Genomic DNA, 25,341 nt, shown 5'->3' with positions numbered 1-25,341 from the left:
TGCTAAGTTGCTCATATGAGCAGGACGGGGCGCCGTGAGGGACCTGGACCGGCCGAATTGTTGCTCGCCACGTCGATCGGCAGGCGGTTCTACGTCCAGGGCGCATCGAAGCTGGAAATCGCCGAGGAGTTCGGCATCAGCCGGTTCAAGGTGGCGAGAATCCTGGACCAGGCACGCGACAGCGGGCTGATCAGGGTCGAGTTCGACGTGCCTGCGCCGCTCGAGCCGACGTTGTCCGACGAGGTGGCGGCCGCGTACGGGCTGCGGCGTGCCCTGGTGCTCGAACGAGCGCAGCGCACCGAGATCGAGTTGCGCAAGCACCTCGGTGCGATGGCCGCCGACCTGCTGACCGAGCTGATCACGGAGGACGACGTGCTGGGCGTCGTCTGGGCCCGGACCGTCAACGCGATGACCGACTCCCTGCGCGGACTCGCACGCTGTCCCGTGGTGCAGCTGTGCGGCGTCTCGTCACGGATCGACACCCGGGAGCACTCGGCGGACCGCTCCGTCGAAACGGTCCGCCGGATCGCGGCGGTGTCCGGCGGCGAGGCATTCCCCATCTTCGGCCCACTGGTGCTGCCCGATCACCGCACCGCGCAGACACTGCGGCAACAGCCCGGCATCGCCGAGGCGTTCGAGCGGTTCGCCAGGATCACCACGGCGGTCGTCAGCATCGGCGCGTGGCGGAGCGGGCAATCCACCGTCTACAGCGTGCTCGGGCAACAACAGCGCGAGGAGCTGGCCCGCAAGGGCGCCGTCGCCGAGGTCGCCGCACGGCTCTTCGACGCCGACGGCAACGAACTCGCCGGTCACCCCGGCCACCACGTGCTGGCGGTCGGCGTCCCCGAACTGAAACGCGTCCCCGAGGTCATCGCCCTCGGCGGCGGCGCAGGCAAGGCCGACGCCATCGCCGCGGTGCTGCGGTCGGGCATGGTCAACACCCTCGTCACCGACGCGGGCGCCGCACAGCGGCTCCTCGCGCAGGCATGAGGCCGCCGGCCCGGCCCCTCGCCCGGCCCCGACCAGGCCGCGGCGCGCCGGACGCGGGCCTCAGAAGTCGATCGCGTCGGCGACGTCGGCTTCGTGGAGGTGTTCGATGTCGTTGCGCGGGCCCGGGTCGGTGAACTTCGACGAGCCCGATTCGTACAGCACGTAGAGCCGGCCGCCGTGGTCGGTCACGCCTTCGGACATGCTCGGAGCGCGGTAGCACTTCGCGGACGGGTCGATGTCGGTGGCGCCCTCGTCGACGGTGTAGATGTTGCTGCGGTTCGTCCGGCCGTAGGAGGTGCTGTAGATGAACGTGCCATCGGCCACCGTCATGCCCTGCGTCTTCTTCGGCACCTCGTACTTGGTGCCCTGCGTCAGGGTGCCGTCCGCGGCGACCGAGTAGTCGTGCATGTAGCCGCGGCCGGTCTCGTTGAACTTGCCGGAGTACAGCGTGTCGCCGCCGGAGCCGAGGAACGACGCCGCGGGCACCTCCTGCGACGTGCCGGTCTGCGCCAGATTCGGAATGCCCGCCTCGGTCATCGCAGTCCGCAGCTCTCCCAGGTCGTACTTGCGGATGCGGTCGGACCCGTTCCCCGGAACGAACGCCCAGCCGCCCACCACCGCGATGCCGCCGACGTGCGCCTCGGCGATGTCGACCGACCCGATGTGGTCACCGCTACCGGCCTCGATGCCGTAGATACGCGAGTGCTCACCGCTCTTGTACGCCGTGACCAGCAGCAGGTCTCCACCACTGCCGTCCCAGTCCTCCCAGTAACCGAGCCCCTGTGGCGTGAAGCCCTCGTCGAGGTACGGCACCGCCGCCCCGCGGCTGTAGCGATCGTCGTAGATCTGCGACGCCGATTCGCCGGGATAGAACGGGTCGGTGCCCATGGCCGTCTCGCATTCGATCGCGGCGGCACCGAGGTCGGAGCGGACGACTTCCGCGGGCCCGCCGGCGTCGTTGGCGGGCACGGGTGGTGCGGCCAGCGCGGACGCCGGGGCCATCACCAGTCCGGTGACGAGTGCTGCCCCAGACAGCGCCGACAGTGTCCGGTTCCGCGAGGTGCTGTTCCGCGAGCTCGTCATCGTCCCTCCAAGCGGGATTCGGCCCCCTGCCGACGTTAACGCCTTCGCGGCGGTTCACCGACGGATTCGATACTTACGGAGGACCCGCACCCGACCCCGGCGACGCTGCGTACACGGGCGCCGCATGGTGGTCCGTGCCGTGACATCCGGCGGTAAATTGTGATAATCAATACCCGTGTCTGCGTCGGCGTCGACGGCGGAGGCGCGACAGGGAGGGATGGTGGTCGCAGTGCACGGTGACGAGACGGACCGTGGAGGTCGCGACGGCGCAGCACCGCCGCCGGTGGGGACCCGCGACATCGAGGACCTCCGCGGTGCCCGGCTGACCGCCGACGCCCGCGCCGAACTGCTCGGCACGCAGACCGAGTGCACCTTCGTGTTCACCGCCGACGACGGCGCACCCGCCGCCGTCGTACTCAGCTTCGCCTATGACGACGGGCGCTTCTGGTTCACGAGCGTCGACGGCCGCGCCCAGGTGCGGGGCGTCGACCGTGACCCACGCGCGTGTGTGGTCGTGTCGAACGCGGGCACGGATCTGCCGGGGCGGCGGATGCTGTCGGTGCGGGGCGAGGTCACTGTGCACCGCGATCCCGCCGCGGTCGCCGAGCTGCTGCCGACACTCGCCCGCCGACTCGCTCCCACGGGCACCGACCGGTTCCTGCAGTTGTTGTCCAGCCCGCAGCGGGTCGTCCTGGAACTGACGCCTGCCGACGTCGTCGCCAGCCACGATTCGCGCCACATGGCGGGCGACGGCCGCGGCGGCGCCGCACAGGGGTGATCTGCCCGGCCGGCATGGCGGCTTTGGCGCGGCGGCTTCGGTATGGCGGCTCGACGCGCTCGGCGCAACTGACTCGGCACAGCGGACTCAGCGCGGCGGTCCGCCTCCGTAATCCCCACCGCCGACGTCCTGCGATGGCCCCTCCTGCGGCCACCCGCGTCGCGGGGCCCGATGGAGGTGTCGGACCGGTCTTCGAGTGCAGCACGTGGAGCATGCCCGCGCCGCAGGCGCTCCTCGGTGTCGGCTCCGTGGCGCTGCCGTATGCGGCCGTGCGCCGATACTCCGGACCCGTCGCCGATCTCGTCGCGGACGCGCACTCGCGCACACCCCAGATCGCCGCACCGATGTTCCGCTTCAACAACCCTGACGCACTGCTGATGTCCCTGTTCGACGGCGCGCACTTCCTGGGTGCGCGACGTCGAGAAAGGACAGTCATGGTCGCTTCGGCTCGCCGGTTCCGCGATCAGGCTCCGGATTTCTCGACGGAGATGCTGCAGGCGTTCTTCGTGTCGCCCGCGTTCGCGCCGATGAATCTGGTCAGCGCTCCGGTGTCGCTGCCGAAACGGTTGCTGCAACTGCTCGGGCGCAGGTGTCCGTGACCGTGCCTCCGGGGCAACTTGTCCACAGCTCCGCCCGTTATCCACAACCTTGGGGACAACACGGCCCAGAAATCTGCAACAGGAGTGCAGAGCACGCGAGAGCGCCGCCGCGTGTCAGTGCGCCATTGGGGGGCGGTCGCGGGCGACGGGCGGGCACAGGACACGCATGGCTGAGCGCCGGAACGCGGACTTGAGTGCAGGACATGCGGTGCTGAGTGCAGGACACGCGGTGCTGAGTGCAGGACATGCGCATGGGAGAGCCCCGCGGACCGGCCGGTCCGCGGGGCTCTTCCTCGTCTTCAGGGCTGCCCCCACCCGTAGAGTTTCCCTGGTGGGACTGTGCCCGGTTCGGGCGGTGCCCGGTGGGGCTGTGCCCGGTTCGGGCGGTGCCCGGTTCGGCTCAGGCGACCGCGATCGTCACCTGGTGCAGGCCGGGGCCCGCGGCGTCGACAGTGGCCTCGCCGTTGCCGCTGCGGTGCAGCGCGCGCACCTTCCACTCGCCCGGCGCGGCGTAGAACCGGAAGTCGCCCTCGGGGGAGGCCTGCACCTCACCCGCGAACTCGCCGTCGGCGTTGAGCAGCCGCACGTACGCGCCGCCGAGCGCACCCTCGCCGCCGGTCACCTTGCCCGCGACAACGACCTGGTCGCCGGTGTCCTCACCGGTGACGACCGCCGTCTGCTCGGGAGCTCCGCATCCGTCCGTCATGTCACTTTCCTCCGTTCGAACCGGTCTCGACCGGCACACCGACCAGCGAGCCGTACTCGGTCCACGAACCGTCGTAGTTCTTGACGTCCTTCAGGCCCATCAGCTCGTGCAGCGCGAACCACGTGTGGCTGGAGCGCTCGCCGATGCGGCAGTAGGCGATCGTCGCCTTGGAGGTGTCCAGGCCCGCCTCCTCGTAGAGCTCCTTGAGCTCATCGGCGGTCTTGAAGGTGCCGTCCTCGTTTGCAGTCTGCGCCCACGGCACGTTCAGCGCCGACGGGATGTGCCCCGCACGCTGCGCCGACTCCTGCGGCAGGTGCGCCGGGGCGAGCAGCTTGCCGGAGAACTCGTCGGGCGAACGCACGTCGACGAGGTTCTTGGTGCTGATCGCGTCGACGACCTCGTCGCGGAAGGCGCGCAGCGACAGGTCCTGGTCGGACGCCTTGTAGTCCGTGGCGGGCCGGTCCGGAACCTCCTTGACCAGGTCGCGGCCGTCGAGCTCCCACTTCTTGCGGCCGCCGTCGAGCAGCTTGACCTTGTCGTGGCCGTAGAGCTTGAAGTACCAGTAGGCGTACGCGGCGAACCAGTTGTTGTTGCCGCCGTACAGGATCACGAGGTCGTCGTTGCTGATTCCCTTGGCCGACAGCAGCTTCTCGAAGCCCGCCTTGTCGACGAAGTCGCGGCGCACCTGGTCCTGCAGTTCGGTCTTCCAGTCGATCCGGACGGCGCCCGGGATGTGACCGCCTTCGTACGCGGTCGTGTCTTCATCGACCTCGGCGAACACGACACCCGGGGTGTTCAGGTTCTCCTCGGCCCACTGCGTAGTGACCAGGACGTCTTCACGGCTCATGGAGCGGAACTCACTTTCTGTTACTCGTGTTCGGATGCGAATGCGACTGTCGGTGTTGCTGATGTCGGTGTTGCTGCCCGCGGTGTGGCGGACCGGGCGGTGCGGCGGGCACCTGTCACGAGGCACTCCCCGCACGCGGCGAGAGGCGCTGCAGCAGCAGGTACATCTCGCAACCGAGGCAGAAGCCGAACGCAGCGTTGAGGAATGCCGCGAACAGGGCCAGCGCCGTGGCGACGATGCCGACCGCGGTCACGCCAAAGGCATACCCGATGGTTCCCACCAGCGCGAACGCGAACCCCACCGCCTGGGCGAACCGCAGCGGCGCCGCGTCCTCACGCTCGCCGGTCGGCTGCAGTCGCGGCGCGACCAGCAGCCGGTACAGCACCGAGTACGGCGCAGGCCTGAGCCCGACGAACGCGCCGATCGCGAAGACCACCGTCTGCGCAGCCAGCAGTGGCCACCAGTCGGTTGCGAGCACCACCACCAGCACGACCGTGGTGACGATCGCGGCGAACCGGGGACCACGCGGGTCGACCGCTGGCTGGGTGGACATGACACCTCCTGGACTGGCTGCCTCCTGCGGCGGAGTCAGCGACTCGAGCTGCGCGCGCACTGCCGACTCGGTGCGTGAGCCGACGTACACAGGCTGCTACGCACGCGGCAGAAGTCAACCGCGCGCCGCTGGGTGAGTTCGACACCCAGCGCGAGGAGGTGAGAATCCGGCCTGTCCACGGCGGCAAGCCTACTCAGGCTTCCCAGGAGCGGGAACCGTGTTCATTCTGTGGGACGGCCGCCTTCGGGGCGCTCCGCGATGGGCCGTCGGGCACCCGACAGTCGCGGTTCCAGTGCAGCGAGCAGTTCCTCCTGCTTCGGCACACCGGACACACGCAGTAATTCCACACCCGATCGGGCGTAGGCGATCGTGGTCGGCGTGCGCAGCACGCCCAGGTCGCGGGCGATGCCGGGCTTGTCGGTGACGTCGAGGTCGACGTGGCGCAGGCCGTCGGTGCGTTCCGCGACGTGCGTGAGCAGTGCCCGCGCCTGCCTGCACGGGGCGCAGAAGGTCGTCGAGAGCTGCACCAGCGTCACGTCCGCGGGCTCGCCGGTGAGCGCGTCCCGCACATCGGCGGGCAGCCCGGCCAGCGTGGCTCCGTCGGCCGACACTCCGTCCGGCGCGACTCCGTCCTGCGCGCGCCCGCCCGGGGCGGCGGACGTCACGGCCCCGCCGTCGCCGGAGGTGCGGATCCGCCCATTGCGGGAACGCACGACCAGGCCGACGACGACCGCGGCGACGATCGTCACGCCGGCGACGATCAATCCCGTCATCCGTTCCTCCCGTCGTACCCGCTACCGGCCGCAGCGCCGCCGGAGCGACCCGTCAGCGGGAAGCGTCCCCGCCGGTGAACCTGACATCCTTCGCCTCGCCGCGCACGGTGATGCCGTCCGGCGATGCCGCCACGGCGGTGGGCGTCACGGTGAACGGCAGGTCGCCGGTGTTGATGTCGGCCTCGAAGCTCGGCAGCAACTGCTGCTGCACCGCCTGGGGAACAACGGTCGTTTCCTGGTCATTCCCGAACTGCAACCGGTGCGGCGTGATCTTCACGTTGGAGCCGTCGAGCTCGATGATCGCGAACGCGAAGATCTCCTGCTCGACACCCGCGACCCGCACCTTGCCCGACAGGCGGATCCCCGCGGAGCTGTCGTCGTTGTCGTCACCGTTCTGCCCGTTCGCGGCGTCACCGTCGGAGCCTTCCCCTTCGCCGGACCCGTCGGCGGGAGCGTTGTCGGCGTCGCCACCGGTGTTCGCGCTGTCGTCGGGGTCGGTGGCCTGCTCACCGGAACCCTCGCCGTTGCGCACGTAGGACTCGCTGGACGCGGCGATCTGCAGGTCCTCGATGTTGTCCAGCGGGCTGACCCGGTTGATGTCGCTGGCCTTGAGCGTGACCTCGCCCTCGACCCGGTCGATCGTGACGTTGTCGACGTTGCCCTGCGTCAGGTCCGACAGCGGGGCGTCGACGTCGTACAGCTCGGCCTTGATGTCCACGTCGCGCAGCACGTCCTGGACCGGCACCGACTTCGCCTCGACGGTGATGTGGCCGTACTCGCCGGAGATCGCCTGCGTGAGGAACGGGAACCCGCCGATGCCCACCTCGGGATCGCTGTCGAGGCCCAGCTGCTGGCGAGCCTTCTGCGACACCGTGTGCTCGGCGAAGGCCGCACCGGCGAAATCGACACCGACCAGCACGGCCACCACCACGAGCACGACCGTCACGATCCTGCGCACGCGGCGCCCCGAACGTGGCGAGGACGGCTTCGATGGGGTGGACACGGTGTCACTCACAAGCGGCTCTCAATCGGCGTCTGGCTGGTTGTGTCGGACACTGGAAACGGCAGCGGCCGACACCTCCGGCATACACAATGTGATCGGGGCGGACAGCGAAATCGTAAGCACGACACTGTGTGATGACTGTTCCACGTGGTGATGACCGTCCCACGTGCTGCTCGTTCCACGATTTGTGATGCCCGTTTCACGATTGCAGACACCCGCGGGGCGTCGGCGCTATTGTCACTGACAACCAGCCCGAGCCCGACCCGAGGCGCTCAAAACACTGTGAGGCGGTGGCCATGAGCCTGGACCTGCTGGTATTGACTGCGGAATCCGACGCCACCTCGGTGCTGCCCGCCCTCGACCTGCTTCCGCACACCGTACGCGTGCGCGCACCCGAGGTCACCGCATTGCTGGACGCAGGCCACCGCGACGTGATCCTGCTGGACGCACGCTCGGACCTCGCATCGGCCAAGAGCCTGAGCCGCCTGCTCAAGGGCGCAGGCGACGAGGAGGCGACGACACCGGTCATCGCGGTCGTCGGCGAGGGCGGCCTCGTCGCCGTCAACTCGGAGTGGCGCACCGACGACATTCTGCTGCCGACCGCGGGTCCCGCCGAGGTCGACGCCCGCCTGCGCCTGGCCACGACGCGCGACGGTGGTGCCCCTCAGGTCGACGCCGAACTGCGCGTGGGCGACCTGGTGATCGACGAGGCCACCTACACCGCCCGGCTGCGCAAGCGCACCCTCGAACTCACCTACAAGGAGTTCGAGCTGCTCAAGTACCTCGCCCAGCACGCGGGCCGCGTGTTCACGCGTGCCCAGCTGCTGCAGGAGGTGTGGGGGTACGACTTCTTCGGCGGTACCCGCACCGTGGACGTCCACGTGCGGCGACTGCGCGCGAAGCTCGGCCCCGAGCACGAGCAGATGATCGGCACCGTGCGCAACGTCGGCTACAAGTTCGAGCGTCCCGCCAAGTCAACGGGTCCGGTAAAAGGGGGTAACCCCGGCGGGGGGCACTCCACAGGGCCCGTGGCAGGACCCGCCCCCGCCGAGTACTCCGGACGCTGACGGCCCCGGCTTCCACGATCCCGGCTTCCACGGCCCGGCGAGCGACGCGGCAGGCTCCGGCGACGCGCCGCGGTCCCACGGGCCGGACGATCGGGGCACGGGCAGCGCCCGCCCGGCTAGCCTGTCGGACATGCTGGAGCTGCACTGGGCCGAGAACCTGGACGACGAACGCACCGCCGCGGTGCGCACGCTGCTGACGGCGGCGCGCGGCGTCGACGGCAAACCCGAGGTCGACCCGGACGGTCCGCTGCCCGGCGAATTCTCCGGCGGCCGATATCTACTGGGCACCGTGGCCGGTGACCTCGTCGGCGTCGCCCACGTCGACGTGTCGGGCGACGCCTTCGGCAGACAGGTCGCCGAGCTCGTCGTACACCCCGAGCACCGCCGCCGCGGCCACGGCGCCGCACTGACCGAGGCGCTGCTGGCGGAGTACCCGCGGAACCTCCGGGTGTGGGCGCACGGCGACCAGCCCGGCGCCGCCAGGCTCGCCCAACACCACGGCCTGCTGCGCAGCCGCGAACTGCTGATCATGCACGTCGACACGGCGGGCGCCGACTGGCCCGAACCGACCCCTCCGGAGGGAGTCACCCTCCGCACGTTCCGGCCGGGCTCCGACGAGCAGGCCGTCATCGACGTCAACGCCCGCGCGTTCGACTGGCACCCGGAGCAGGGCGCGCTGACGGTCGACGACCTGGCCGCGACCGAGCGTGAGGACTGGTTCGACGCCGACGGGTTCTTCCTCGCCGAACGGGCGGGCACCGTGATCGGCTTCCACTGGACGAAGGTCCACCCGCCGAACCCGGCGAAGTTCGGCGGCAAGGCGGCCGGCGAGGTGTACGTCGTCGGCGTCGACCCGGACACGCAGGGCGGCGGTCTCGGCCGCGCACTGACCGTCGCGGGCCTGCACCACCTGGCCGAACGTGGTCTGAGCCAGGTGATCCTCTACGTCGAGGGCGACAACGCGCCCGCGGTGGCGGTCTACCGCAGGCTGGGGTTCACACCGTACGAAGTGGACGTTCAGTACGCGACTGCCGACCCGGGGTGAGGGTGCGCACGTGACGGCCTGCCCCGCGCCACCCGGTGGTAGCGTCGCGAGAGGCCAGCCGCACTCACGGGTGACGTGAGTCAGGGAATCCGGTGCGACTCCGGAGCTGACGCGCAGCGGTGAGGGTGACGGCCGGAACACACGCCACTGCAGCCTGGCACGCGCCTCAACGGCCCGTGCGGGCGGCGGGAAGGCGTTCCGGCCGGACGACCCCGAGTCCGAAGACCTGCTGGCCCCGGCTCCGGCGAGCCGGTAACCGGTCCGACTGCGGGCTCCGCGCATGGGCCCTCGACATCAAGGGAACGCTGTGCCGATCTTCCCGCGACGATCACGCCCCGCCCGCACCTCCGCGGCGCTGCTGCTGTCGACCTGCCTCACCGTGGGTCTCGCAGCCTGCGGCGGACCCGCGGGCGGGCGAGAGCAGGCCGCGCCCGGCTTCCCGCGCACGATCGACAACTGCGGACGCACCACCGAGGTGCACGAACCGCCGCAGCGCGTCGTATCCCTCAACCAGGCGAGCACCGAGATCCTGCTCTCCCTCGGCCTCGAGGACCGCATCGTCGGCACCTCGATGTGGACCGATCCGGTACTGCCCGAGTTGAAACAGGCCGCCGACGGCATTCCCCGGCTGGCCGACAACATGCCGTCGTTCGAATCGGTGCTCGACGCCGAGCCCGACTTCGTCAGCGGATCGTTCGCCGCGACGCTCGGCAAGGGCGGCGTCGCCACGCGCGACCAGTTCGAAGAGCTGGGAGTGCCGACGTACCTCTCGCCGACCGACTGCGCCGCGAAGGACAACAGCGGCTCCGGCGACGGCAGCCGGTCGAAACCGCTCACCATGGACGTGCTGTACGGCGAGATCCGCGACCTGGCGCGGATCTTCGACGTCGAGCAGCGCGGGCAGCAGCTGATCGACGGGCTGCAGCGACGGCTCGACGGCCTCGACGTCGACGCGTCCGGAACGTCGGTGCTGTACTGGTTCGCCAACTCCGACTCGCCGTACCTCGCCGGATGCTGCGGTGCACCGGGCATCATGACCCGTGCAGTCGGCGCCGACAACGCGTTCGACGACACCCACGCCGAGTGGCCGCAGTCGGGCTGGGAGAACGTCGCCGAACGCGACCCCGACGTCATCGTGCTCGGCGATCTGACCCGGCGCGAGCAGACCGCGGAATCGGCCGAGTCCAAAATCGACTTCCTCGAATCCCACCCGGTCACGCAGGACATGACCGCGGTCAAGCGGAAACGCTACGTGCGGCTCCCCGGCCAGGCGCTGAACCCGACGATCCGCACCGTCGACGGCGCCGCGAAACTCGCGACCAAGCTCCGTGAGTTCGGACTGGCACGGTGATCACCGTGACGACGGGTCGCGTGACCTCCGCTCCGGCGGCGAAAGCCCCGCCGACGGAGCGGTCGCGACTGCCGCTGCTGCTTCTCGGCGGCTGCCTCGTGCTGTTCGCCTCGATCGGAGTGGCCGTCACGATCGGACCGGCCGACATCGGCGTCAGCGACGTCTGGGCGACACTGCTGTCCCGCGTCGGACTCGCCGAGCCGACCCTGTCGGTGCTGCGCGACGGCATCATCTGGGACCTGCGCCTGCCGCGCACGTTGCTGGCCGCCGTGTGCGGCGCCGGCCTCGCGGTGTGCGGTGTCGTGATGCAGTCGCTGCTGCGCAACCCGCTCGCCGACCCGTTCGTGCTCGGGGTGTCGTCGGGCGCATCGACGGGTGCGGTGCTCGTCGTCGTGCTCGGCGTGAGCGGTGGCGTGCTGTCCATGTCCGGCGGGGCGTTCCTCGGCGCGGTGGCCTCGTTCGCGCTGGTGTTGACCCTCAGCCACACCCTCGGCGGCACGACGGACCGCGTCGTGCTCTCCGGCGTGGCGGTGATGCAGCTGCTGTCGGCACTGACGTCGTTCATCGTGCTGACCTCCGCCGACGCCGAGACCACCCGCGGCGTGCTGTTCTGGCTCCTCGGGTCGCTGGCGAACGCGGGCTGGTCCGAGGTGCTGACCTGCGCCGTGGTGCTCGCGGGAACGCTCCTGGTGTGCGGCGGGTACGCGCGGTCGCTGGACGCGTTCGCGTTCGGTGAGGACGCGGCGTCCACGCTGGGCGTCGCGGTCGGGCGCACCCGCGTGGTGCTGATGTCGGTGACGGCGTTGCTCACGGCCGTGCTCGTCAGCTCCGTCGGGGCGATCGGGTTCGTCGGCCTCGTGCTGCCCCATGCCGCGCGGCTGGTCACCGGCCCCGGGCACGCACGGCTGCTGCCGGTGAGCGCGCTGGCGGGGGCGGTGCTGCTGGTGTGGGTCGATACCGTCGCGAGGACCGTGCTGGAACCGCAGGAGGTGCCGGTCGGGGTCGTCACGGCGCTGATCGGCGTACCGGCGTTCGTGCTGATCCTCTACCGCTCGCGAGGTGCGCAATGACGGACCGGCGATACGCGGCGACGACTCGGGCCGCGACGGGTTCCCGGGGAGCGCGATGACGGATCACCCTGTCGACGTGGGCCTCGCCGCGGAGCGGGTGTCGCGGTCACTCGGCGGCGGGCTCGTGCTCGACGGCGTGAGCGTCGCCCCGGCCGACGGTTCGACGGTGGGCATCCTCGGGCCGAACGGGTCGGGCAAATCGACGTTGCTGCGGGTGCTGGCCGGAGTGCTGAAACCGTCGGCTGGTCTGGTCACTGTGGACGGTCGCGAGTTGACCGACGTGCCCAGAAGGACGCTGGCGCAACGGGTCGCCGTCGTCGAACAGCATTCCGACACGCAGATCCCGCTCACGGTGCGCGACGTCGTCGGACTCGGGCGGGTGCCACATCGGCGCGCGTGGCTCGCGGCGTCGTCCGACGACGATGCGGCCGTCCACGAGGCGCTGGAACAGACCGGCATGACGGCGAAGGCCGCGCAACGGTGGCAGACCCTCTCCGGCGGCGAACGCCAGCGGGTGCAGATCGCCCGCGCACTCGCCCAGCGCCCGCGGGAACTGCTCCTCGACGAGCCGACCAACCACCTCGACGTGCAGCACCAGTTCGAACTCCTCGACCTGCTCGCCTCGCTGCCCGTGACGTCCGTGATCGCCCTGCACGACCTGAACCTCGCCGCGATGTACTGCGACGAGATCGTCCTACTCGATCACGGCGTCGTCGTCGCGACGGGCAACCCCGCGGACGTGCTGACCGAGGAACTGATCCTGCAGGTCTACAACGTCAAGGCCGAGGTCACGAGCAGCCCCGAAGGCCACCCCCACGTACGTTTCCTCCGCACCTGACGCAGGCGGCACCCGCCGTGTTGCGTTCCCCAGGGCCCGTGTTGCGTTCGTGCGCGCATCTGCACGCCGGACTCCCTGTCAATCACCCTGCCTGCTCAACGCCTCCCACTTCGCGAACTCGGCAGTCCTCGCGCGGAACATGTCCATCGACATGTCGTAGGCCGCACCTCCGAGGATGATGCGCCGCGGCGGCTCGTCGAGGTCGACGATCTTCAGCAGCACCTCGGCCGCCCGCGCCGGATCGAAATCCTCGGCCTCGCCGAACATCGCGTCGAGGCGTTCACGCAGCGGCGCGTACGCCGGATTCGTGGCGGTCGTCGTCAGCCCGCGGCCGAACAGGTCGGTGTCGTATCCGCCGGGATGCACGGTCGTGACGGAGATCCCGAACGGTTCGACCTCCATGGCGAGCGCGCCGCTGATCGTCTCGAGCGCAGCCTTACCCGCGCCGTAGAGACCCGTCGACGCGAACCCGCCGCCGGCCCCCGGCATCGTCGCGATCTGCAGGATGTGACCGGAGCCCTGCTCCCGCAACAGTGGGACGACCGCTTGGCACACCCACAACGCCCCGAACAGGTTCGTGTCGAAATGCTCCCGCACCTGCTGCTCGGTGACCTCCTCGACCATTCCGAGCAGCGCGCCGCCCGCGTTGTTGACGACCACGTCGATGCCGTCGAACTCGTCGAAGGCTTTGCGCACACCGGTCAGGACCGCCGCCCGGTCGGACACGTCGAGTGAGAACGTCGCCAATGCACCGTCAGCTCGGGCGACGAGCTCGGCCAACGGAGTGACGTCGCGAGCCACGCCCACCACTCGATCTCCCGCCGCCAACGCCGCCTCCGCGAACGCCCGGCCGAGTCCGCGGGACGCACCGGTGATGAACCAATTTCGGGACATGCCTACCTCCGATGACGAGACAAGACGAGACGGTCCGTCTCGTTATGGCAACCAGAGTCCACCCTCCGGCCATTCGCTGTCAAGACGGACCGTCTCGTTTCGCCGTACGATGTCGCCATGGCACCGGAGTCGGGACCCCGTCGCAGTGAACGTTCTCGTCAGGCGATCCTCGCCGCGACCAGGGAACTCATCGCCGAAGTCGGGTACGGAAAGTTGTCGATCGAGGGGATCGCGGCGCGAGCGGGAGTCGGCAAGCAAACGATCTACCGCTGGTGGCCGTCGAAGGGGGCGGTGGTGTTCGACTCACTGCTCGCCCTGAGTCAGGACAGCGCCGGCGACATCGAACTGCCCGACACCGGCGACATCCGAACGGACCTCAAATCGCTCCTACGGGCGACGGTCGAGGAGTTCGCCGACGACGACTTCCAAGCGCCCATTCGCGCACTGCACACCGAGATCATGAACGATCCGCAGCTCGCGACGGCCTACCGGGAGCAGATGGACGCACCCGTTCGCGCGGCGAAACTGCGGCGACTGCGGAGCGCGCAGCAGGCAGGCCAGCTCGCCGGGGACGCCGACCTCGACCTGCTGCTCGACATGCTCTACGCACCGCTCACTCAACGTTGGCTGCTCCGGTCCGGTGGTCTCGACGCCACCTTCGCCGACGCGCTCGTCGACGCGACGCTCCGAGCTTTCGCCCCTGCCTAACAGCGCCCGGCACCGCAGCCCGGCCCCATGGACACAGCTGCGCGCAACTCGTCGATGAGGGGTGCGACCGGACGACGGTGGGCGCAACACACGAGCCCCGGGACCCGCGACACGACCCCTGGAAGATGCGACACGGTCCCTCGAACCCGCAACACGGCGTCCTGAGTACAGGACATGCACCGAGGCGCGGTCTCGCAGAAGTGCGTGCTCGACTGTTTACGGCGGGCGGCGGGAAGCCGGGCAGCCGGGGCGGCGGCTCAGCCGAAGCGACCCGAGATGTAGTCCTCGGTGGCCTTCTGCGACGGCGTCGAGAAGATCCTCGTCGTCTCGTCGATCTCCACGAGCTCACCGGGCTTGCCGACGCCCTGCAGGTTGAAGAACCCGGTGGTGTCGGACACGCGCGCGGCCTGCTGCATGTTGTGCGTGACGATGACGATCGTGTAGTTCGCCTTGAGCTCCAGCATCAGGTCCTCGATGGCCTGCGTGGAGATGGGGTCGAGCGCCGAGCACGGCTCGTCCATCAACAGCACCTCGGGCTGCACGGCGATGGCTCGCGCGATGCACAGCCGCTGCTGCTGCCCACCCGACAGCCCGGAACCCGGCTTGTGCAGGCGGTCCTTGACCTCTTCCCACAGGTTGGCCGACTTCAGCGACCGCTCCACGAGATCGTCCATGTCGGACTTCTTCAGCCGCTTGTTGTTCAGCTTGAGGCCCGCAGCCACGTTGTCGTAGATGGACATCGTGGGGAACGGATTCGCGCGCTGGAACACCATGCCGATCTGCCGACGCACGTTCACCGGGTCGACGTTGGGCCCGTACAGGTCGTCGTCGTCCATGACGACCGAGCCCTCGACGCGCGCGTTCGGCACGAGCTCGTGCATCCGGTTGAGCGTGCGCAGGAACGTCGACTTGCCGCAGCCCGACGGCCCGATCAGCGCCGTGACCGACCGCGGCTGGATCGTCATCGACACGCCCTGCACCGCGAGGAACTTGTCGTAGTAGATGTCGAGGTCCTTGACCTCGATGCGCTTAGCCACAGTTACTTCCTACTCTTTCCGGGCCGTCAGCGGGTCTTCGGGGCGAACAGCTTGGAGATGACTCGGGCGACGAGGTTCAGCAGCATCACGATGATCATCAGCACCAGCGCCGCACCCCACGCACGGTCGAACGACGCCTCCGCGAACAGACCGGGGCTCTGATACTCGTAGTACGAGAACACCGACAGGGTCGTCATACGTCCGTCGGTCGGATCGAAGTTGTCGCCGTCGGTGAGGCCCGCGGTCACCAGCAGTGGCGCGGTTTCACCGATCACGCGGGCGATCGCGAGCGTGACGCCCGTGGCGATACCAGCCAGTGCCGTCGGCAGCACGACCTTCAGGATCGTCCGCCACTTGGGCACCGCCAACGCGTACGAGGCCTCGCGCAGCTCGTTCGGTACGAGCTTGAGCATCTCCTCGGTGGAACGCACGACGGTCGGGATCATCAGCACGCTGAGCGCGACGGCACCCGCCAAGCCCATCCGCACGCCGGGTCCGAACATCATCACGAACAGCGCGTAGGCGAACAGACCGGCGACGATCGACGGGATACCGGTCATGACGTCGACGAAGAACGTGATGGCCTTGGCGAGCTTGCCGCGGCCGTACTCGACGAGGTAGATCGCGGTGAGCATGCCGATCGGCACCGAGATCAGCGTGGCGAGCCCCGTGATGATCAGCGTGCCCATCATCGCGTGGTAGATGCCGCCGCCTTCGCCGGTGACGCCGAGCATCGAGTTCGTGAAGAACTCGGCGTCGAACCGCGCCGCACCCCGCGACACCACGGTGACGATCACCGAGACGAGTGGCAGCAACGCCAGCAGGAACGCGCCGGAGACGAGCGCCGTGACGAACCGGTCGGTGGCCTTGCGCGGCCCTTCGACAGCGCGCGACCAGGTGTAGACGATCACCACGTAGGAGGCCGCGGCGAGCAGTGCGCACGGCACGACGGCCCAGCCGGCCAGCAGCCACAGCAGCAGGCCCGCCACCGCGGCCGCGACGAGCGTGCCCGGCGCGGCGCCACGCGGCAGCTGACCGGCCGTGAGCGACACCCCGCCGAGCGGCGTGTGCAGATCCGGGTCCCGTTCGGGAGTCGTGAGCGAGGTGGACATCAGTTGGCTCCGTCGAAGTCTTTGCGCCGGTTGATCACCGCGCGGGCGATCATGTTCACGACCAGCGTGATGGCGAACAGCACGAGACCGGACGCGATCAGCGTGTGCATCCCGACGCCGGTCGCCTCGGGGAACTGCAGCGCGATGTTCGCGGCGATGGTCGGCGGGTTCTCACTGCTGATCAGGTTGAACGTGATGCCACCCGCGGACGCCGACAGCACCATCGCGACGGCCATCGTCTCGCCGAGGGCACGGCCGAGGCCGAGCATCGAGGCGCCGATGATGCTGGAGCGGCCGAACGGCAGCGCGGCCATGCGGATCATCTCCCACCGGGTGGCGCCGATGGCGAGCGCCGCCTCCTGGTGCAGCTGCGGGGTCTGCGTGAACGCCTCGCGCACGACGGCGGTGATGATCGGCAGGACCATCACGGCGAGCACGATGATCGCCACCAGCATGGTGCGTCCCGTCGATGACGGCGGACCCGCGAAGAACGGAATCCAGCCGAGATGCTGGGACAGCCACGACGCCGGGTCGACCGTGACGGGCGCGAGCACGTTCATGCCCCAGAGGCCGAAGATGATGCTCGGCACCGCGGCGAGCAGGTCGATGATGTAGCCGAGGGCCTTCGCGATGCTGCGCGGTGCGTAATACGTGATGAACAGGGCGATCGCCACCGCGAGCGGAACGGCGATGACCAGCGCGAGCACCGCCGAGATCAGCGTGCCGAACAGCAGCGGCCAGATGTAGACGACGAGTCCCTGGCCACCGGGGATGTCCTCGGCGGGCGCCGTGAGCGCCGGCCAGGCCTCCGTCACCAGGAAGACCGCGACACCCGCGAGCGCCACGAGGATCAGCACACCGGACCCGGTCGAAACACCGGCGAAGATGCGATCGCCCGGGCGTCGCGGCACCCGGTTCTTCCGGGGCGGGGCCTCGGTACTGGAAGCCACGTTCTATTCCTTCCGTTCTTGCGTTCGGCCGCCGCGGTGGGCCACAAACCGGCTCACGAACAAGTCTCCTGACACGCGTGTGTCCGGGTGGTCACCTCATCGTCGAGGAGACCACCCGGACCGTGCGGGGACACCACTCGGGGTCGCCCGTTGTCGCGTTCGCGACTATTGCCGACGGGTGTCAGCTGCCGGAGTTCGCCGAGCCGATGGACTCGACGGCCGGCTGCACCTTCGAGCGCAGGTCGTCGGAGATCGGCGCGGAACCCGCCTGCTCCTCGGCTGCCTTCTGGCCCTCGGCGCTGATCATGTAGTTCAGGTAGTCCTTGACCATGGTGGCCTTGTCAGCATTGTCGTAGTTGCCGCAGGCCAGGACGTAGGAGACCAGCACGATCGGGTAAGTGCCCGACTCCTTGGTGTCGCGGGCCAGGTCGAAGGCAAAGCTGTTCTCGCCGCGGCCCTCGACCCGCTCGGAGACGTCGAGCACGGCGGCCGCGGCCTCCGGCGAGTACTTGACGAACTCGTCACCGACACCGACCTCGACGGTCGTCAGGTCGCCGGCCTGGCTGGCGTCGGCGTAACCGATGGTGCCGTTGCCGTTCTTGACGGCCTGGACGACACCGGAGGTGCCCTGCGCGGCCTCGCCACCCGACACCGGCCACTCGTCGCTGACCTCGTGCGGCCACTGCTCGGGCGCTGCTTCCTTGAGGTACTCGACGAAGTTCTCGGTGGTGCCGGAGCCGTCGGCACGGTTCACCGGGACGATCCTGGTGTCCGGCAGGTCGACACCCTCGTTGGAGGCCGCGATCTCCGGGTCGTTCCACTTGGTGATCTTCTGGTTGAAGATCTTGGCGATCGTTTCCGGCTTCAGCTTGATGCTGTCGACACCCTCGATGTTGGTGATCAGCGCGACCGGGGAGACGTAGGCGGGAACCTCGACGAAGCCACCCTCACCGCAACGCTCCTGCGCGGCCTTGACCTCCTTGTCGTCGAGGTAGGCGTCGGAGCCTGCGAAGTCCACACCGCCGTTGGTGAACTGCTCCCGACCACCGCTCGAGCCGACCGGGTCGTAGTTGATCATTCCGTCGTTGCTCTCCAGGAAGCCGGTACGCCACGCGCTCTGCGCCGCCTCCTGGGAACTGGCACCCGCACCGTTGATGGTGGGGCCGCTCGCCGCCCCTTCCTCGTTGGCGGAGCCGCAGGCGACCAGACCGAACGCGAGCGCGGCCGTCGTCGGCAGAACAAAGGCGCGGCCCAGGGTGGAACGCTTCACAGTTGACCTCTTCCGGGGTTCTGGTGCGGCAGAGCTCCTGCCGCCGCTCGGGGTTTGTGCCGCGTCGAACGCTATGGGCGGGACATGACACCGCTTCATGAAGCGAATGAACGAAAGGTGAACGAGGCGTGTTGTCCCGACGACGTCACAGCGACATCACCAAGGGGTGACTGACTGTTGTCGGCAATACATGCGCAGGTCATACGGCACGTGTCCAACGTGTAGCCCGAGCGGATTAGGGCCAGTCGATCAGACGTCGCTGGCACTGTGATTTGGCATACGCCCCGTGACGACGAACAGCATCCGGCGCGCCACGGAGACCGCGTGGTCGGCGTAACGCTCGTAGAACCGGCTCAGCAGCGTGAGATCCACAGCGGGGGACACACCGTGCTGCCAGTCCCGGTCCATGATCACGGTGAAGAGGTTGCGGTGAATCTCGTCCACCTCGTCGTCGTCGTCCTCTAGGCTCTTGGCGGCCTCCGCGTCGTCGCCCCGCACGACCCGCTCGAGCTTGCGGGCCAGGCGGACGTCCACGTCGCCGAGCCGCTCGAACGCGGGCCGCACGTCGGGCGGCAGCACCGGTTCCGGGTGCCTGCGCCTGGCGGCCTTCGCGACGTGCAGCGCCAGGTCACCCATCCGCTCAATGCTCTCCGCCGCGTGCAGCGACGCGACGACGATGCGCAGGTCCGTCGCGACCGGGGCCTGCAGCGCGAGCAGGCCGTAGGCCTTCTCCTCGGCCGCCGACCGGGCGTCGTCCACCTTCACGTCGTCGCTGATGACCTGCTCGGCGGTTTCGAGGTCCTGGTGCAGCAGCGATCGCGTCGCGAGCTCCATCGCTTCGGCCACCAGCTGGACCATGTCACCCAGTTGAGCACGGAGATTGTCGAGTTCGAGGTTGTAGGCGTCCCGCATACGGCTGACTCTACGGCCCGCGATGGCCTAACGCCGAATCCAGATCTGAACCGTCGGTGAACGTGGACCGACGGCTCGGTGAGAACTCCCGGGCGGCTCGATGCCGCCCGCGCACCGCCGCGCCGGCGGGTCAGGGGGCCGAGGCGCTGGCCGGTTGCTCCGCGGCCTGCTGCTCGTCGGGCTCGGGCTGGCCACCCGACGAACCGTCACCCGAGCGCGGCCCATCGGCCGACGCCTCGTCGCCCGGCAGCGGCGTGTTGTCGATGATGGCGTCGAACAGCGCCTGCGAGTCCCCTTCGAGCAGCACTTCGTTGCCGCGTTCGTTGGCCTCGCCGACAGTGGGCACGGTCAGGAACTCGACCTTGCCCGCGTCGAAGCCGCGCATCGACTGCGCCAGCGTCAGCATCTGATCGACGCCGATGCCCTCGCCGAACGTCGACCGCGTGAACGCGTCGATGAACCTGCTCAGCTTGCCGGTGTTGAACAGCACGTCGCTCGAGAGCGTGGTGTCGAGCAGCGACGAGAGGAACTTCTGCTGCCGCTCCATGCGGCCGTAGTCCGAGAACGTCGGATCGCTGTACACCTTCCGCGCGCGGACGTAGTTGAGCGCCTGGTCGCCCTTGAGCTTCACGTTCCCGGTCTCCGTGACGACCTTGCCGAGCGTCTCGTCGACGATCGGCTTGTCGATCTGCACGTTGACACCGCCGACGGCGTCGACCATGCCTTTGAAGCCGTGGAAGTCGATGCCGACGAAGTGGTTGATCTTCATCCCGGTGAGTTCCTGGACCACCTTCGTCACGCACTTCGGCCCGCCGACCGAGAACGCCGTGTTGATCTTGACCTGATCGGCGGCGGGCATCACCTCGCCGTACCGTCCGGAGTCCGAGTCCCACCGCTCGCATGCAGGCCGGGAGATCTCCAGGTCACGGGGGAATGACACGACGACAGCACGACTGCGGTCCTCCGGCACGTGCGCCACCATCAGCGTGTCCGACCGAGCTCCGCCGACGTCGGCGGCCGTGCCGACGTCCTCCTCGGCCTCCGCACCCTCACGGGTGTCCGAGCCGAGGACGATGAAGTTCTCGTCACCGATCTGACCGGGCATGATGTGCGCCGAGTTCTCGTCGAGCGCGGCGATCTGGTTGAACTTCGAGTCGAACCACGTCTTCGCGCCCCACGCCGCACCCGTGGCGAGGAAGACCAGCGCCGCGGCGACGATCGCCAGCGTTTTGCTCGCCAGCCGCGCACGGTCGTTCTTGCGCTTCTTCTTCTCCTGCAGCCGGGTGCGCGAGGGCGTGTCCTCGTCGCCGTGTCCGGCTTCGGCGTGTCCGGTGTCGGATTGCTCGGTGTCGGATTGCTCGGGGTCGGATTGCTCGGGGTCGGCCCCGTCCAGCTCGGCGCGGTCGGCACCCGCTCCGGCCTCGCCGCCTGACTCGCGGTCTCGGGACACCGCGGATCCGCGTCCGCCGATCTTCGAGGTGACGACCGCCTGGAGCTTCGTGCGCGTGTGCTCGATCCGCGCCGCGAGTCGTTCCTTGCGCGCGCGGCGCTCGCTCTCCTCGGCCTCGAGCTCGTCGTGCGCTGCGGAGAACCGGGCGAGCGTGTTGTCGATCTTGCGTTTGTACTGCGTCTGCTCGTCGACCGGCTCCATCTGGTCGGTCATCGAGAGCCGGTCTTCCTCGCCTTCCCTGCGGGGCGCGAGCGGCCTGCGCGGACGCGGCGGGGCGGGAGCGGCCCGGCCGGGCTCGTCGGCGGGTCCGGCGGGCTCCGGCTCGCCGGGCTCCGGATCACCGGGTGCGGGTCCGGTGAGCGGCGGTGCGGCGGGCGGCGGTGCGGCGGGCGGCGGGGTCGCCGGCTTGCGCGGACGCGGCGGATCCGGCCGATCACCTCTACGAAGCCCACGGCCTGGGCCGGGCCGAGGAACAGCTCCGACGCCGTCGGACGCCCCGGTGCTGTGCGCTGCGGCGGTGCCGTGCGCTGCGGCTGCGCTGTGCGGTGTGGCTGCGCTGTGAGACGTGGCGGAGCGGGAGGCCGTGGCAGCACGGGAGGCTGCGGGCTCACTGCGCTCGCCGTCGTCGCGCTTCCCACCTCCGATATCGGCGCTCAGACCGCCGTCGAGCACGGACGCGACGGCCCCGAACACGGTCGGCGGTTCGGGCTCCGGAGCCGGACGCCGCTGTGCCTGTGCCTGTGCCTCCGAACGAGGTGTCTCCGGACGGCGTGACGACTCGGGCCGCGGTGCCTCCGGACGCGGTGCCTCCGGACGGAGCGACTCGGGCCGTGGCGGCTCAGGGCGGGGATCGGGGCGGCGCACGCCCGCACCGCCGGCAGGCATGCCTTGAGGAGGGCCGGTGGGACGCGGTCCGCCATCGGGGTGCGGTTCGGTGTGGTGACGAGGCCGCGCGGGCGGCGGCCCCGGCCTGCGCTGCGGCCCATGGGCCGGCTCGTCGATCTCCCTGCGCCCGGGCGCAGGACCGGCCGCCTCCGGCGGCACGGGAGCTCCGGGCGTTCCAGGCGCTCCAGACACTCCGGGTGTTCCGGGCGCCCGGGGCCCATCGGGACCCCGGGCATCTCTAGGACTCCGGGACTCACCAAGACTCCGGGGCTCGCCGGAGCCGCCGGGCAAGGCCGAGACGCCAGGCTTGCCGGGAACACCCGGTGAGGCCGGGGCGGGCGGCGCGACGGCCGGCCGGCTCCGGTCCAGGGGCTGGTCCGGGGGCCGGTGCTGCGTGCCGGACCTGTCGGGTACGTCGTGCGGCGCCGGAGCGTCGGCGGGCACGGGAGCGGGCCGCCCCGGCGCGGCGGGCGGGTGAGCGGGCGGGACCGGCCGCGGGTTCGGGCCGGAGTGTTGGGGTGTGCGCTGCCCGGACGGGTTCGGGGGACGCTGACCTGCCGGAGGGGGACCGTCCGGGGCCACCGGGCCGGGAGCCGCGACTCCGTCCTCACGGGGAGCGCGCGGGTCACGGGGCCGTTCCAGCGGCGACTGCGGCTCGGCGGACTCGCCCCGCGGCCGCCGCGTCTCGGGTGCCGGACGGGGCGCGCGTGGTCGCGGTTCGTCCGGCTCCGGCGGACGAACCGGCTCCGGAGGAGGCATCGACGAACCGGGTGCGGACGGCCCGGGGGTGGAAGCCCCGGGCGGGGCAGGTGCGGGTGCCGACGGCCCGGGCGGAGCAGGCGACGACGGGGGCGACTGCGGGCGCCGTGGCGGCGAGTCGGCGAGTGAGGAGCGCCCCGGCGCGGGCCGCGGCCGTTCGGACGATTCCGGCGGACCGGGATGTGCCGCCTGGCCGGGCTGTTCCGGCGGCCTCGTGTCCCGCCGCGGCGGTGCGGGCGGAAGCGGGGCCTCGGCGGCCCGCTCGGGCCGGGAGTCCGGGCGCGGGTCGGGTGCACCGCGATCGTCGGGGGCGCCGCGGCCGACCGGCGCACCGTGACCGTCCTGCGCGCCGCGTCTGTCCGGCGCACCGCGCCTGTCCTGAGCACCGTGCCCACCCTGAACACCGTGCCCGTTGCGAGGCGGCGAGAACCGCTCACCCGGTTCGGCGGACGCGAAGGGTTCGAAGGGTTCGGCAGGCGACCCTGGACGCGAAGGTCCGCGCTGACCTCCAGGAGGAGCCGCCGACGCCGCGGGCGGCCCCGGCATACGGTCGTGTTCAGGACCCTCCGGGTCGTCCGTGGCGTGCGAGAGCCTGCCTGCCTGGGGGTTGTAACCGGTCTTGGCCAGCAGTTCGGACACGCTCGTGCCGCCGTCCCCTTCGAGGGAACGCCGGCGCCTGCGTTCGGAGTCGGCGCGGTTCCGTTCTGCGCGGCGGCGCCATTCGGCGATCTGGTCCGCGGCGGCCTGGGCGTGGCGCGAGGCAGGCGAGCCGTGCTCGTCGGACACGCGCCCACTCCTTCCCCAGAAACACCTGGTCACATGCCGCTTTCGCGACATGTCCGCGACCGTGGCGTGATCGGCTCTCCGGCAGTGTGCGCTATCGTACGGACGTCCCTCTTTCGTGACGACACCAAGGCCCGAACTTTTTACACAGAGTTGCGGTGCATGACGTCTCCGATCCCGCAACCGGGAAGTAGCTGGAGCGGCTTCACGAATGCGGTCGAGCGGAATGCGTACTGAGGGTACGTGTCACGCGGGACGCATCACCGCGGTCCAACGCCACCGAGTTGCGACCCTCTCGTTTCGCCTGGTAGAGCAGCTCGTCCGCAATGCGTAGGCGGGTCTCGGCGTCGCCGTCGGCGGGTGAGACGCCCGCACTGATCGTGACCGTCAGCTCCGGCCTGACCGTGCGCCACGGGAACTGTTCGACCCGCATCCGCGCGCGCTCGACGATCGCCGCGACGGTTGGCTGCGACGTCACGGGCACCACCAACACGAACTCCTCACCGCCGTAGCGCGCACAGAATCCACCGGGAGGCAGCGACCGCCGGAGGATCCGCGCCACCTGCCGAAGCACCCGATCGCCCACCTCGTGCCCGAACCGGTCGTTGACACCCTTGAACTCGTCGAGGTCGACCAGCGCCACGGCGACGGGTTCGAGCCACGGCAGGGTGCGGTCGAGATAGCGGCGGTTGTACACGCCGGTGAGCGCGTCGGTCAGGCTCTCGTGGCGCAACTGCTCGACCTCGCGGCGGTACTGCTCGGGGATACGCGCCGCGACGGGCAGGTTCCGGGCGTGGCCGAGCGCCGCACGCAGGTGCTCGTACGCGCTGCGCCAGTCGCCCTGCTCGGCGAAGGCGTCGGCGAGCGATTCGTGGGCGTCGACCAGCGCGGCGGCGTCGTGGACGGGTTCGGCGGGTGTCACCGCGTCACCTCCAACAGCGTCGAACCCCATACAGGGATGTCGACAGGAGAGAGGCGCCGCTTGAGCCACCGGGACTCGCCGAACGCGAAAATCGCTCGACAGGACGAGCGGCGTCACTCGCCGCCACGGACGGAACCCGCCGCCGACCACGGAACGGACGAAACGGGCGCGATCAGATGCGGAACGACCGGGTGAACGCGGCCAGCAGCTCCTTCGGCCCGGTGATCGCCACGCTGCCGTCGGCGACCGCGTCGTCCGGCGCGAGCTCACCGGCGAGCAGTGCGCGGAACGCAGGGCCGGTTTCGATGACCAGGTCGGCACCGTCGGCCTCGCCGGTCCCCGCGACGAGTTCACCGCCGTCGACGCGGGCGTGCACGACGACGTCACCGAGACGGATCTCGTAGGTCGCGTCGGCCTCCTCCGCCGCCGCCTCGGGCAGGAACGCCGTCCGCAGCGCGATGACCAGCGAGTCCGACGTGATGATCTCGTCGGGGCCGGGTTCGCCGAGCGCACGTGCGCCCCACCGGCCGAACGCGAGCACGGCGTCTTCGAGGTCGGCGCCGTACTCGGTGAGGGCGTACTCGACGGAACCGTCGGGGCGCGGCCGCAGCCGGCGCTCGACGATGCCGGCGGTCTCGAGTTCCTTCAGCCGCGCCGAGAGAACGTTCGTCGGGATGCGCGGCAGGCCGCGTTTCAGGTCCGTGTAGCGCTTCGGCGCGACGAGCAGATCGCGCACGATCAGCAGCGCCCACCGTTCCCCGACCAGCTCAACGGCGCGAACGAGCCCGCAGAACTGTCCGTACTGCCGCTTTCCCATCCTGCGGAGTCTACCGCCTCATGCACTGACTGAACTCCACTTGTTTTTCCGCAGCGATTCAGCTGTCCCACGCGGCTCAGCGCCCCCGAGGGCACCTTCGGGGCATCGAACACAGCCACGCGCCAGCGTGCCCGTGCGG

Annotated in this window: 24 protein-coding genes and 1 riboswitch; of the genes, 9 read left to right on the top strand and 15 right to left on the bottom strand. The window is 69.9% G+C overall.

The features are described from left to right. Positions 1 to 15: 15 nt before the first annotated feature. Positions 16 to 990, top strand: a complete 975-nt coding sequence (locus FB384_RS10000; protein ID WP_183781873.1) for a sugar-binding transcriptional regulator — start codon at positions 16 to 18, stop codon at positions 988 to 990. A 60-nt stretch (positions 991 to 1,050) separates the two neighbouring features. Here the strand turns inward: FB384_RS10000 and FB384_RS09995 are convergent, their stop codons facing one another. Beyond that, on the bottom strand, positions 1,051 to 2,073 hold the full coding sequence (locus FB384_RS09995) for a hypothetical protein (RefSeq protein WP_183781870.1): 1,023 nt from the start codon (positions 2,071 to 2,073) through the stop codon (positions 1,051 to 1,053). 217 nt (positions 2,074 to 2,290) lie between these two features. On the opposite strand from FB384_RS09995, the gene FB384_RS09990 reads away from it, so the two are divergent. Together FB384_RS09990 and FB384_RS09985 are read left to right on the top strand one after the other, a co-directional pair. Next, positions 2,291 to 2,851, top strand: a complete 561-nt coding sequence (locus FB384_RS09990) for a pyridoxamine 5'-phosphate oxidase family protein (protein ID WP_183781867.1) — start codon at positions 2,291 to 2,293, stop codon at positions 2,849 to 2,851. A 212-nt stretch (positions 2,852 to 3,063) separates the two neighbouring features. Further along, positions 3,064 to 3,450, top strand: coding sequence for a hypothetical protein (locus tag FB384_RS09985; RefSeq protein ID WP_183781864.1), 387 nt, complete (start codon positions 3,064 to 3,066; stop codon positions 3,448 to 3,450). 400 nt (positions 3,451 to 3,850) lie between these two features. Here FB384_RS09985 and FB384_RS09980 read toward each other — a convergent pair whose 3' ends face one another. From FB384_RS09980 to FB384_RS09960, 5 genes are all read right to left on the bottom strand, one after another. Further along, complete coding sequence (locus FB384_RS09980; protein WP_183781861.1) at positions 3,851 to 4,156, bottom strand: DUF1416 domain-containing protein; 306 nt, start codon at positions 4,154 to 4,156, stop codon at positions 3,851 to 3,853. Position 4,157: 1 nt separating this feature from the next. Beyond that, on the bottom strand, positions 4,158 to 5,003 hold the full coding sequence (locus FB384_RS09975; RefSeq protein WP_183781858.1) for a sulfurtransferase: 846 nt from the start codon (positions 5,001 to 5,003) through the stop codon (positions 4,158 to 4,160). 115 nt (positions 5,004 to 5,118) lie between these two features. Next, a complete protein-coding gene (locus FB384_RS09970) occupies positions 5,119 to 5,556 on the bottom strand; it encodes a DUF4395 domain-containing protein (protein ID WP_183781855.1) in 438 nt (145 codons plus the stop codon). A gap of 221 nt (positions 5,557 to 5,777) precedes the next feature. After that, a complete protein-coding gene (locus tag FB384_RS09965) occupies positions 5,778 to 6,329 on the bottom strand; it encodes a thioredoxin family protein (RefSeq protein ID WP_183781853.1) in 552 nt (183 codons plus the stop codon). A gap of 52 nt (positions 6,330 to 6,381) precedes the next feature. After that, on the bottom strand, positions 6,382 to 7,287 hold the full coding sequence (locus FB384_RS09960) for an LmeA family phospholipid-binding protein (protein ID WP_183781850.1): 906 nt from the start codon (positions 7,285 to 7,287) through the stop codon (positions 6,382 to 6,384). A 341-nt stretch (positions 7,288 to 7,628) separates the two neighbouring features. On the opposite strand from FB384_RS09960, the gene FB384_RS09955 reads away from it, so the two are divergent. The 5 genes from FB384_RS09955 to FB384_RS09935 all read left to right on the top strand — a co-directional run bounded on the left by FB384_RS09955 (position 7,629) and on the right by FB384_RS09935 (position 12,703). Continuing rightward, entirely contained in the window at positions 7,629 to 8,399 is a 771-nt protein-coding gene (locus FB384_RS09955; RefSeq protein ID WP_228725999.1) for a winged helix-turn-helix transcriptional regulator, read from the top strand. Between the two features lie 130 nt (positions 8,400 to 8,529). Next, the gene (gene mshD / locus FB384_RS09950) at positions 8,530 to 9,444 is read left to right on the top strand and encodes a mycothiol synthase (RefSeq protein WP_183781847.1); all 915 of its coding nucleotides are present in this window, start codon (positions 8,530 to 8,532) and stop codon (positions 9,442 to 9,444) included. A gap of 60 nt (positions 9,445 to 9,504) precedes the next feature. After that, positions 9,505 to 9,674: riboswitch (cobalamin riboswitch) on the top strand. A gap of 77 nt (positions 9,675 to 9,751) precedes the next feature. Then, the gene (locus FB384_RS09945; RefSeq protein ID WP_258936961.1) at positions 9,752 to 10,795 is read left to right on the top strand and encodes an ABC transporter substrate-binding protein; all 1,044 of its coding nucleotides are present in this window, start codon (positions 9,752 to 9,754) and stop codon (positions 10,793 to 10,795) included. Positions 10,796 to 10,869: 74 nt separating this feature from the next. Beyond that, positions 10,870 to 11,865 carry a FecCD family ABC transporter permease gene (locus FB384_RS09940; RefSeq protein WP_221213156.1) on the top strand — a complete coding sequence of 332 codons (996 nt, stop codon included), beginning with the start codon at positions 10,870 to 10,872 and terminating at the stop codon, positions 11,863 to 11,865. 55 nt (positions 11,866 to 11,920) lie between these two features. Beyond that, a complete protein-coding gene (locus FB384_RS09935) occupies positions 11,921 to 12,703 on the top strand; it encodes an ABC transporter ATP-binding protein (RefSeq protein ID WP_183781838.1) in 783 nt (260 codons plus the stop codon). Positions 12,704 to 12,781: 78 nt separating this feature from the next. On the opposite strand, the gene FB384_RS09930 is transcribed toward FB384_RS09935, so the two are convergent. Beyond that, positions 12,782 to 13,597: an SDR family NAD(P)-dependent oxidoreductase gene (locus FB384_RS09930; RefSeq protein WP_183781835.1), complete on the bottom strand. Its 816-nt coding sequence runs from the start codon at positions 13,595 to 13,597 to the stop codon at positions 12,782 to 12,784. A gap of 117 nt (positions 13,598 to 13,714) precedes the next feature. Between FB384_RS09930 and FB384_RS09925 the strand changes: the two genes are divergently transcribed. Then, entirely contained in the window at positions 13,715 to 14,305 is a 591-nt protein-coding gene (locus FB384_RS09925) for a TetR/AcrR family transcriptional regulator (protein ID WP_183781832.1), read from the top strand. Between the two features lie 257 nt (positions 14,306 to 14,562). On the opposite strand, the gene pstB is transcribed toward FB384_RS09925, so the two are convergent. The 8 genes from pstB to FB384_RS09885 form a co-directional block, all read right to left on the bottom strand. Further along, a complete protein-coding gene (gene pstB, locus FB384_RS09920; RefSeq protein ID WP_183781829.1) occupies positions 14,563 to 15,342 on the bottom strand; it encodes a phosphate ABC transporter ATP-binding protein PstB in 780 nt (259 codons plus the stop codon). Between the two features lie 26 nt (positions 15,343 to 15,368). Next, positions 15,369 to 16,454, bottom strand: a complete 1,086-nt coding sequence (gene pstA, locus FB384_RS09915) for a phosphate ABC transporter permease PstA (RefSeq protein ID WP_183781826.1) — start codon at positions 16,452 to 16,454, stop codon at positions 15,369 to 15,371. After that, the gene (gene pstC / locus FB384_RS09910; RefSeq protein ID WP_258936959.1) at positions 16,454 to 17,404 is read right to left on the bottom strand and encodes a phosphate ABC transporter permease subunit PstC; all 951 of its coding nucleotides are present in this window, start codon (positions 17,402 to 17,404) and stop codon (positions 16,454 to 16,456) included. The genes pstA and pstC overlap by 1 nt, the downstream gene beginning before the upstream one ends. Before the next feature lie 181 nt (positions 17,405 to 17,585). Beyond that, positions 17,586 to 18,674, bottom strand: a complete 1,089-nt coding sequence (gene pstS / locus FB384_RS09905) for a phosphate ABC transporter substrate-binding protein PstS (protein ID WP_183781822.1) — start codon at positions 18,672 to 18,674, stop codon at positions 17,586 to 17,588. 249 nt (positions 18,675 to 18,923) lie between these two features. Then, complete coding sequence (phoU, locus tag FB384_RS09900; RefSeq protein WP_183781819.1) at positions 18,924 to 19,586, bottom strand: phosphate signaling complex protein PhoU; 663 nt, start codon at positions 19,584 to 19,586, stop codon at positions 18,924 to 18,926. Positions 19,587 to 19,716: 130 nt separating this feature from the next. After that, positions 19,717 to 21,249, bottom strand: coding sequence for an LCP family protein (locus tag FB384_RS09895; protein WP_183781816.1), 1,533 nt, complete (start codon positions 21,247 to 21,249; stop codon positions 19,717 to 19,719). Between the two features lie 2,419 nt (positions 21,250 to 23,668). Continuing rightward, on the bottom strand, positions 23,669 to 24,385 hold the full coding sequence (locus FB384_RS09890) for a GGDEF domain-containing protein (RefSeq protein ID WP_258936956.1): 717 nt from the start codon (positions 24,383 to 24,385) through the stop codon (positions 23,669 to 23,671). A gap of 172 nt (positions 24,386 to 24,557) precedes the next feature. Further along, positions 24,558 to 25,202 carry a winged helix-turn-helix transcriptional regulator gene (locus tag FB384_RS09885; protein ID WP_183781810.1) on the bottom strand — a complete coding sequence of 215 codons (645 nt, stop codon included), beginning with the start codon at positions 25,200 to 25,202 and terminating at the stop codon, positions 24,558 to 24,560. Between the last annotated feature and the right edge of the window lie 139 nt (positions 25,203 to 25,341).

Source organism: Prauserella sediminis (assembly GCF_014195435.1).
Taxonomy (GTDB): Bacteria; Actinomycetota; Actinomycetes; order Mycobacteriales; family Pseudonocardiaceae; genus Prauserella; species Prauserella salsuginis.
This window is presented reverse-complemented; position numbering and strand designations above follow the sequence as displayed.

Coding starts and splice junctions, on each gene's coding strand:
- FB384_RS09885 (WP_183781810.1), bottom strand. CDS start 25,202: ATGGGAAAGCGGCAGTACGGACAGTTCTGCGGGCTCGTTCGCGCCGTT.
- FB384_RS09895 (WP_183781816.1), bottom strand. CDS start 21,249: ATGACCGACCAGATGGAGCCGGTCGACGAGCAGACGCAGTACAAACGC.
- FB384_RS09975 (WP_183781858.1), bottom strand. CDS start 5,003: ATGAGCCGTGAAGACGTCCTGGTCACTACGCAGTGGGCCGAGGAGAAC.
- FB384_RS09990 (WP_183781867.1), top strand. CDS start 2,291: ATGGTGGTCGCAGTGCACGGTGACGAGACGGACCGTGGAGGTCGCGAC.
- FB384_RS09995 (WP_183781870.1), bottom strand. CDS start 2,073: ATGACGAGCTCGCGGAACAGCACCTCGCGGAACCGGACACTGTCGGCG.
- FB384_RS09970 (WP_183781855.1), bottom strand. CDS start 5,556: ATGTCCACCCAGCCAGCGGTCGACCCGCGTGGTCCCCGGTTCGCCGCG.
- FB384_RS09930 (WP_183781835.1), bottom strand. CDS start 13,597: ATGTCCCGAAATTGGTTCATCACCGGTGCGTCCCGCGGACTCGGCCGG.
- FB384_RS09980 (WP_183781861.1), bottom strand. CDS start 4,156: ATGACGGACGGATGCGGAGCTCCCGAGCAGACGGCGGTCGTCACCGGT.
- FB384_RS10000 (WP_183781873.1), top strand. CDS start 16: ATGAGCAGGACGGGGCGCCGTGAGGGACCTGGACCGGCCGAATTGTTG.
- phoU (WP_183781819.1), bottom strand. CDS start 19,586: ATGCGGGACGCCTACAACCTCGAACTCGACAATCTCCGTGCTCAACTG.
- FB384_RS09925 (WP_183781832.1), top strand. CDS start 13,715: ATGGCACCGGAGTCGGGACCCCGTCGCAGTGAACGTTCTCGTCAGGCG.
- FB384_RS09965 (WP_183781853.1), bottom strand. CDS start 6,329: ATGACGGGATTGATCGTCGCCGGCGTGACGATCGTCGCCGCGGTCGTC.
- FB384_RS09935 (WP_183781838.1), top strand. CDS start 11,921: ATGACGGATCACCCTGTCGACGTGGGCCTCGCCGCGGAGCGGGTGTCG.
- FB384_RS09985 (WP_183781864.1), top strand. CDS start 3,064: ATGCCCGCGCCGCAGGCGCTCCTCGGTGTCGGCTCCGTGGCGCTGCCG.
- pstA (WP_183781826.1), bottom strand. CDS start 16,454: ATGTCCACCTCGCTCACGACTCCCGAACGGGACCCGGATCTGCACACG.
- mshD (WP_183781847.1), top strand. CDS start 8,530: ATGCTGGAGCTGCACTGGGCCGAGAACCTGGACGACGAACGCACCGCC.
- FB384_RS09955 (WP_228725999.1), top strand. CDS start 7,629: ATGAGCCTGGACCTGCTGGTATTGACTGCGGAATCCGACGCCACCTCG.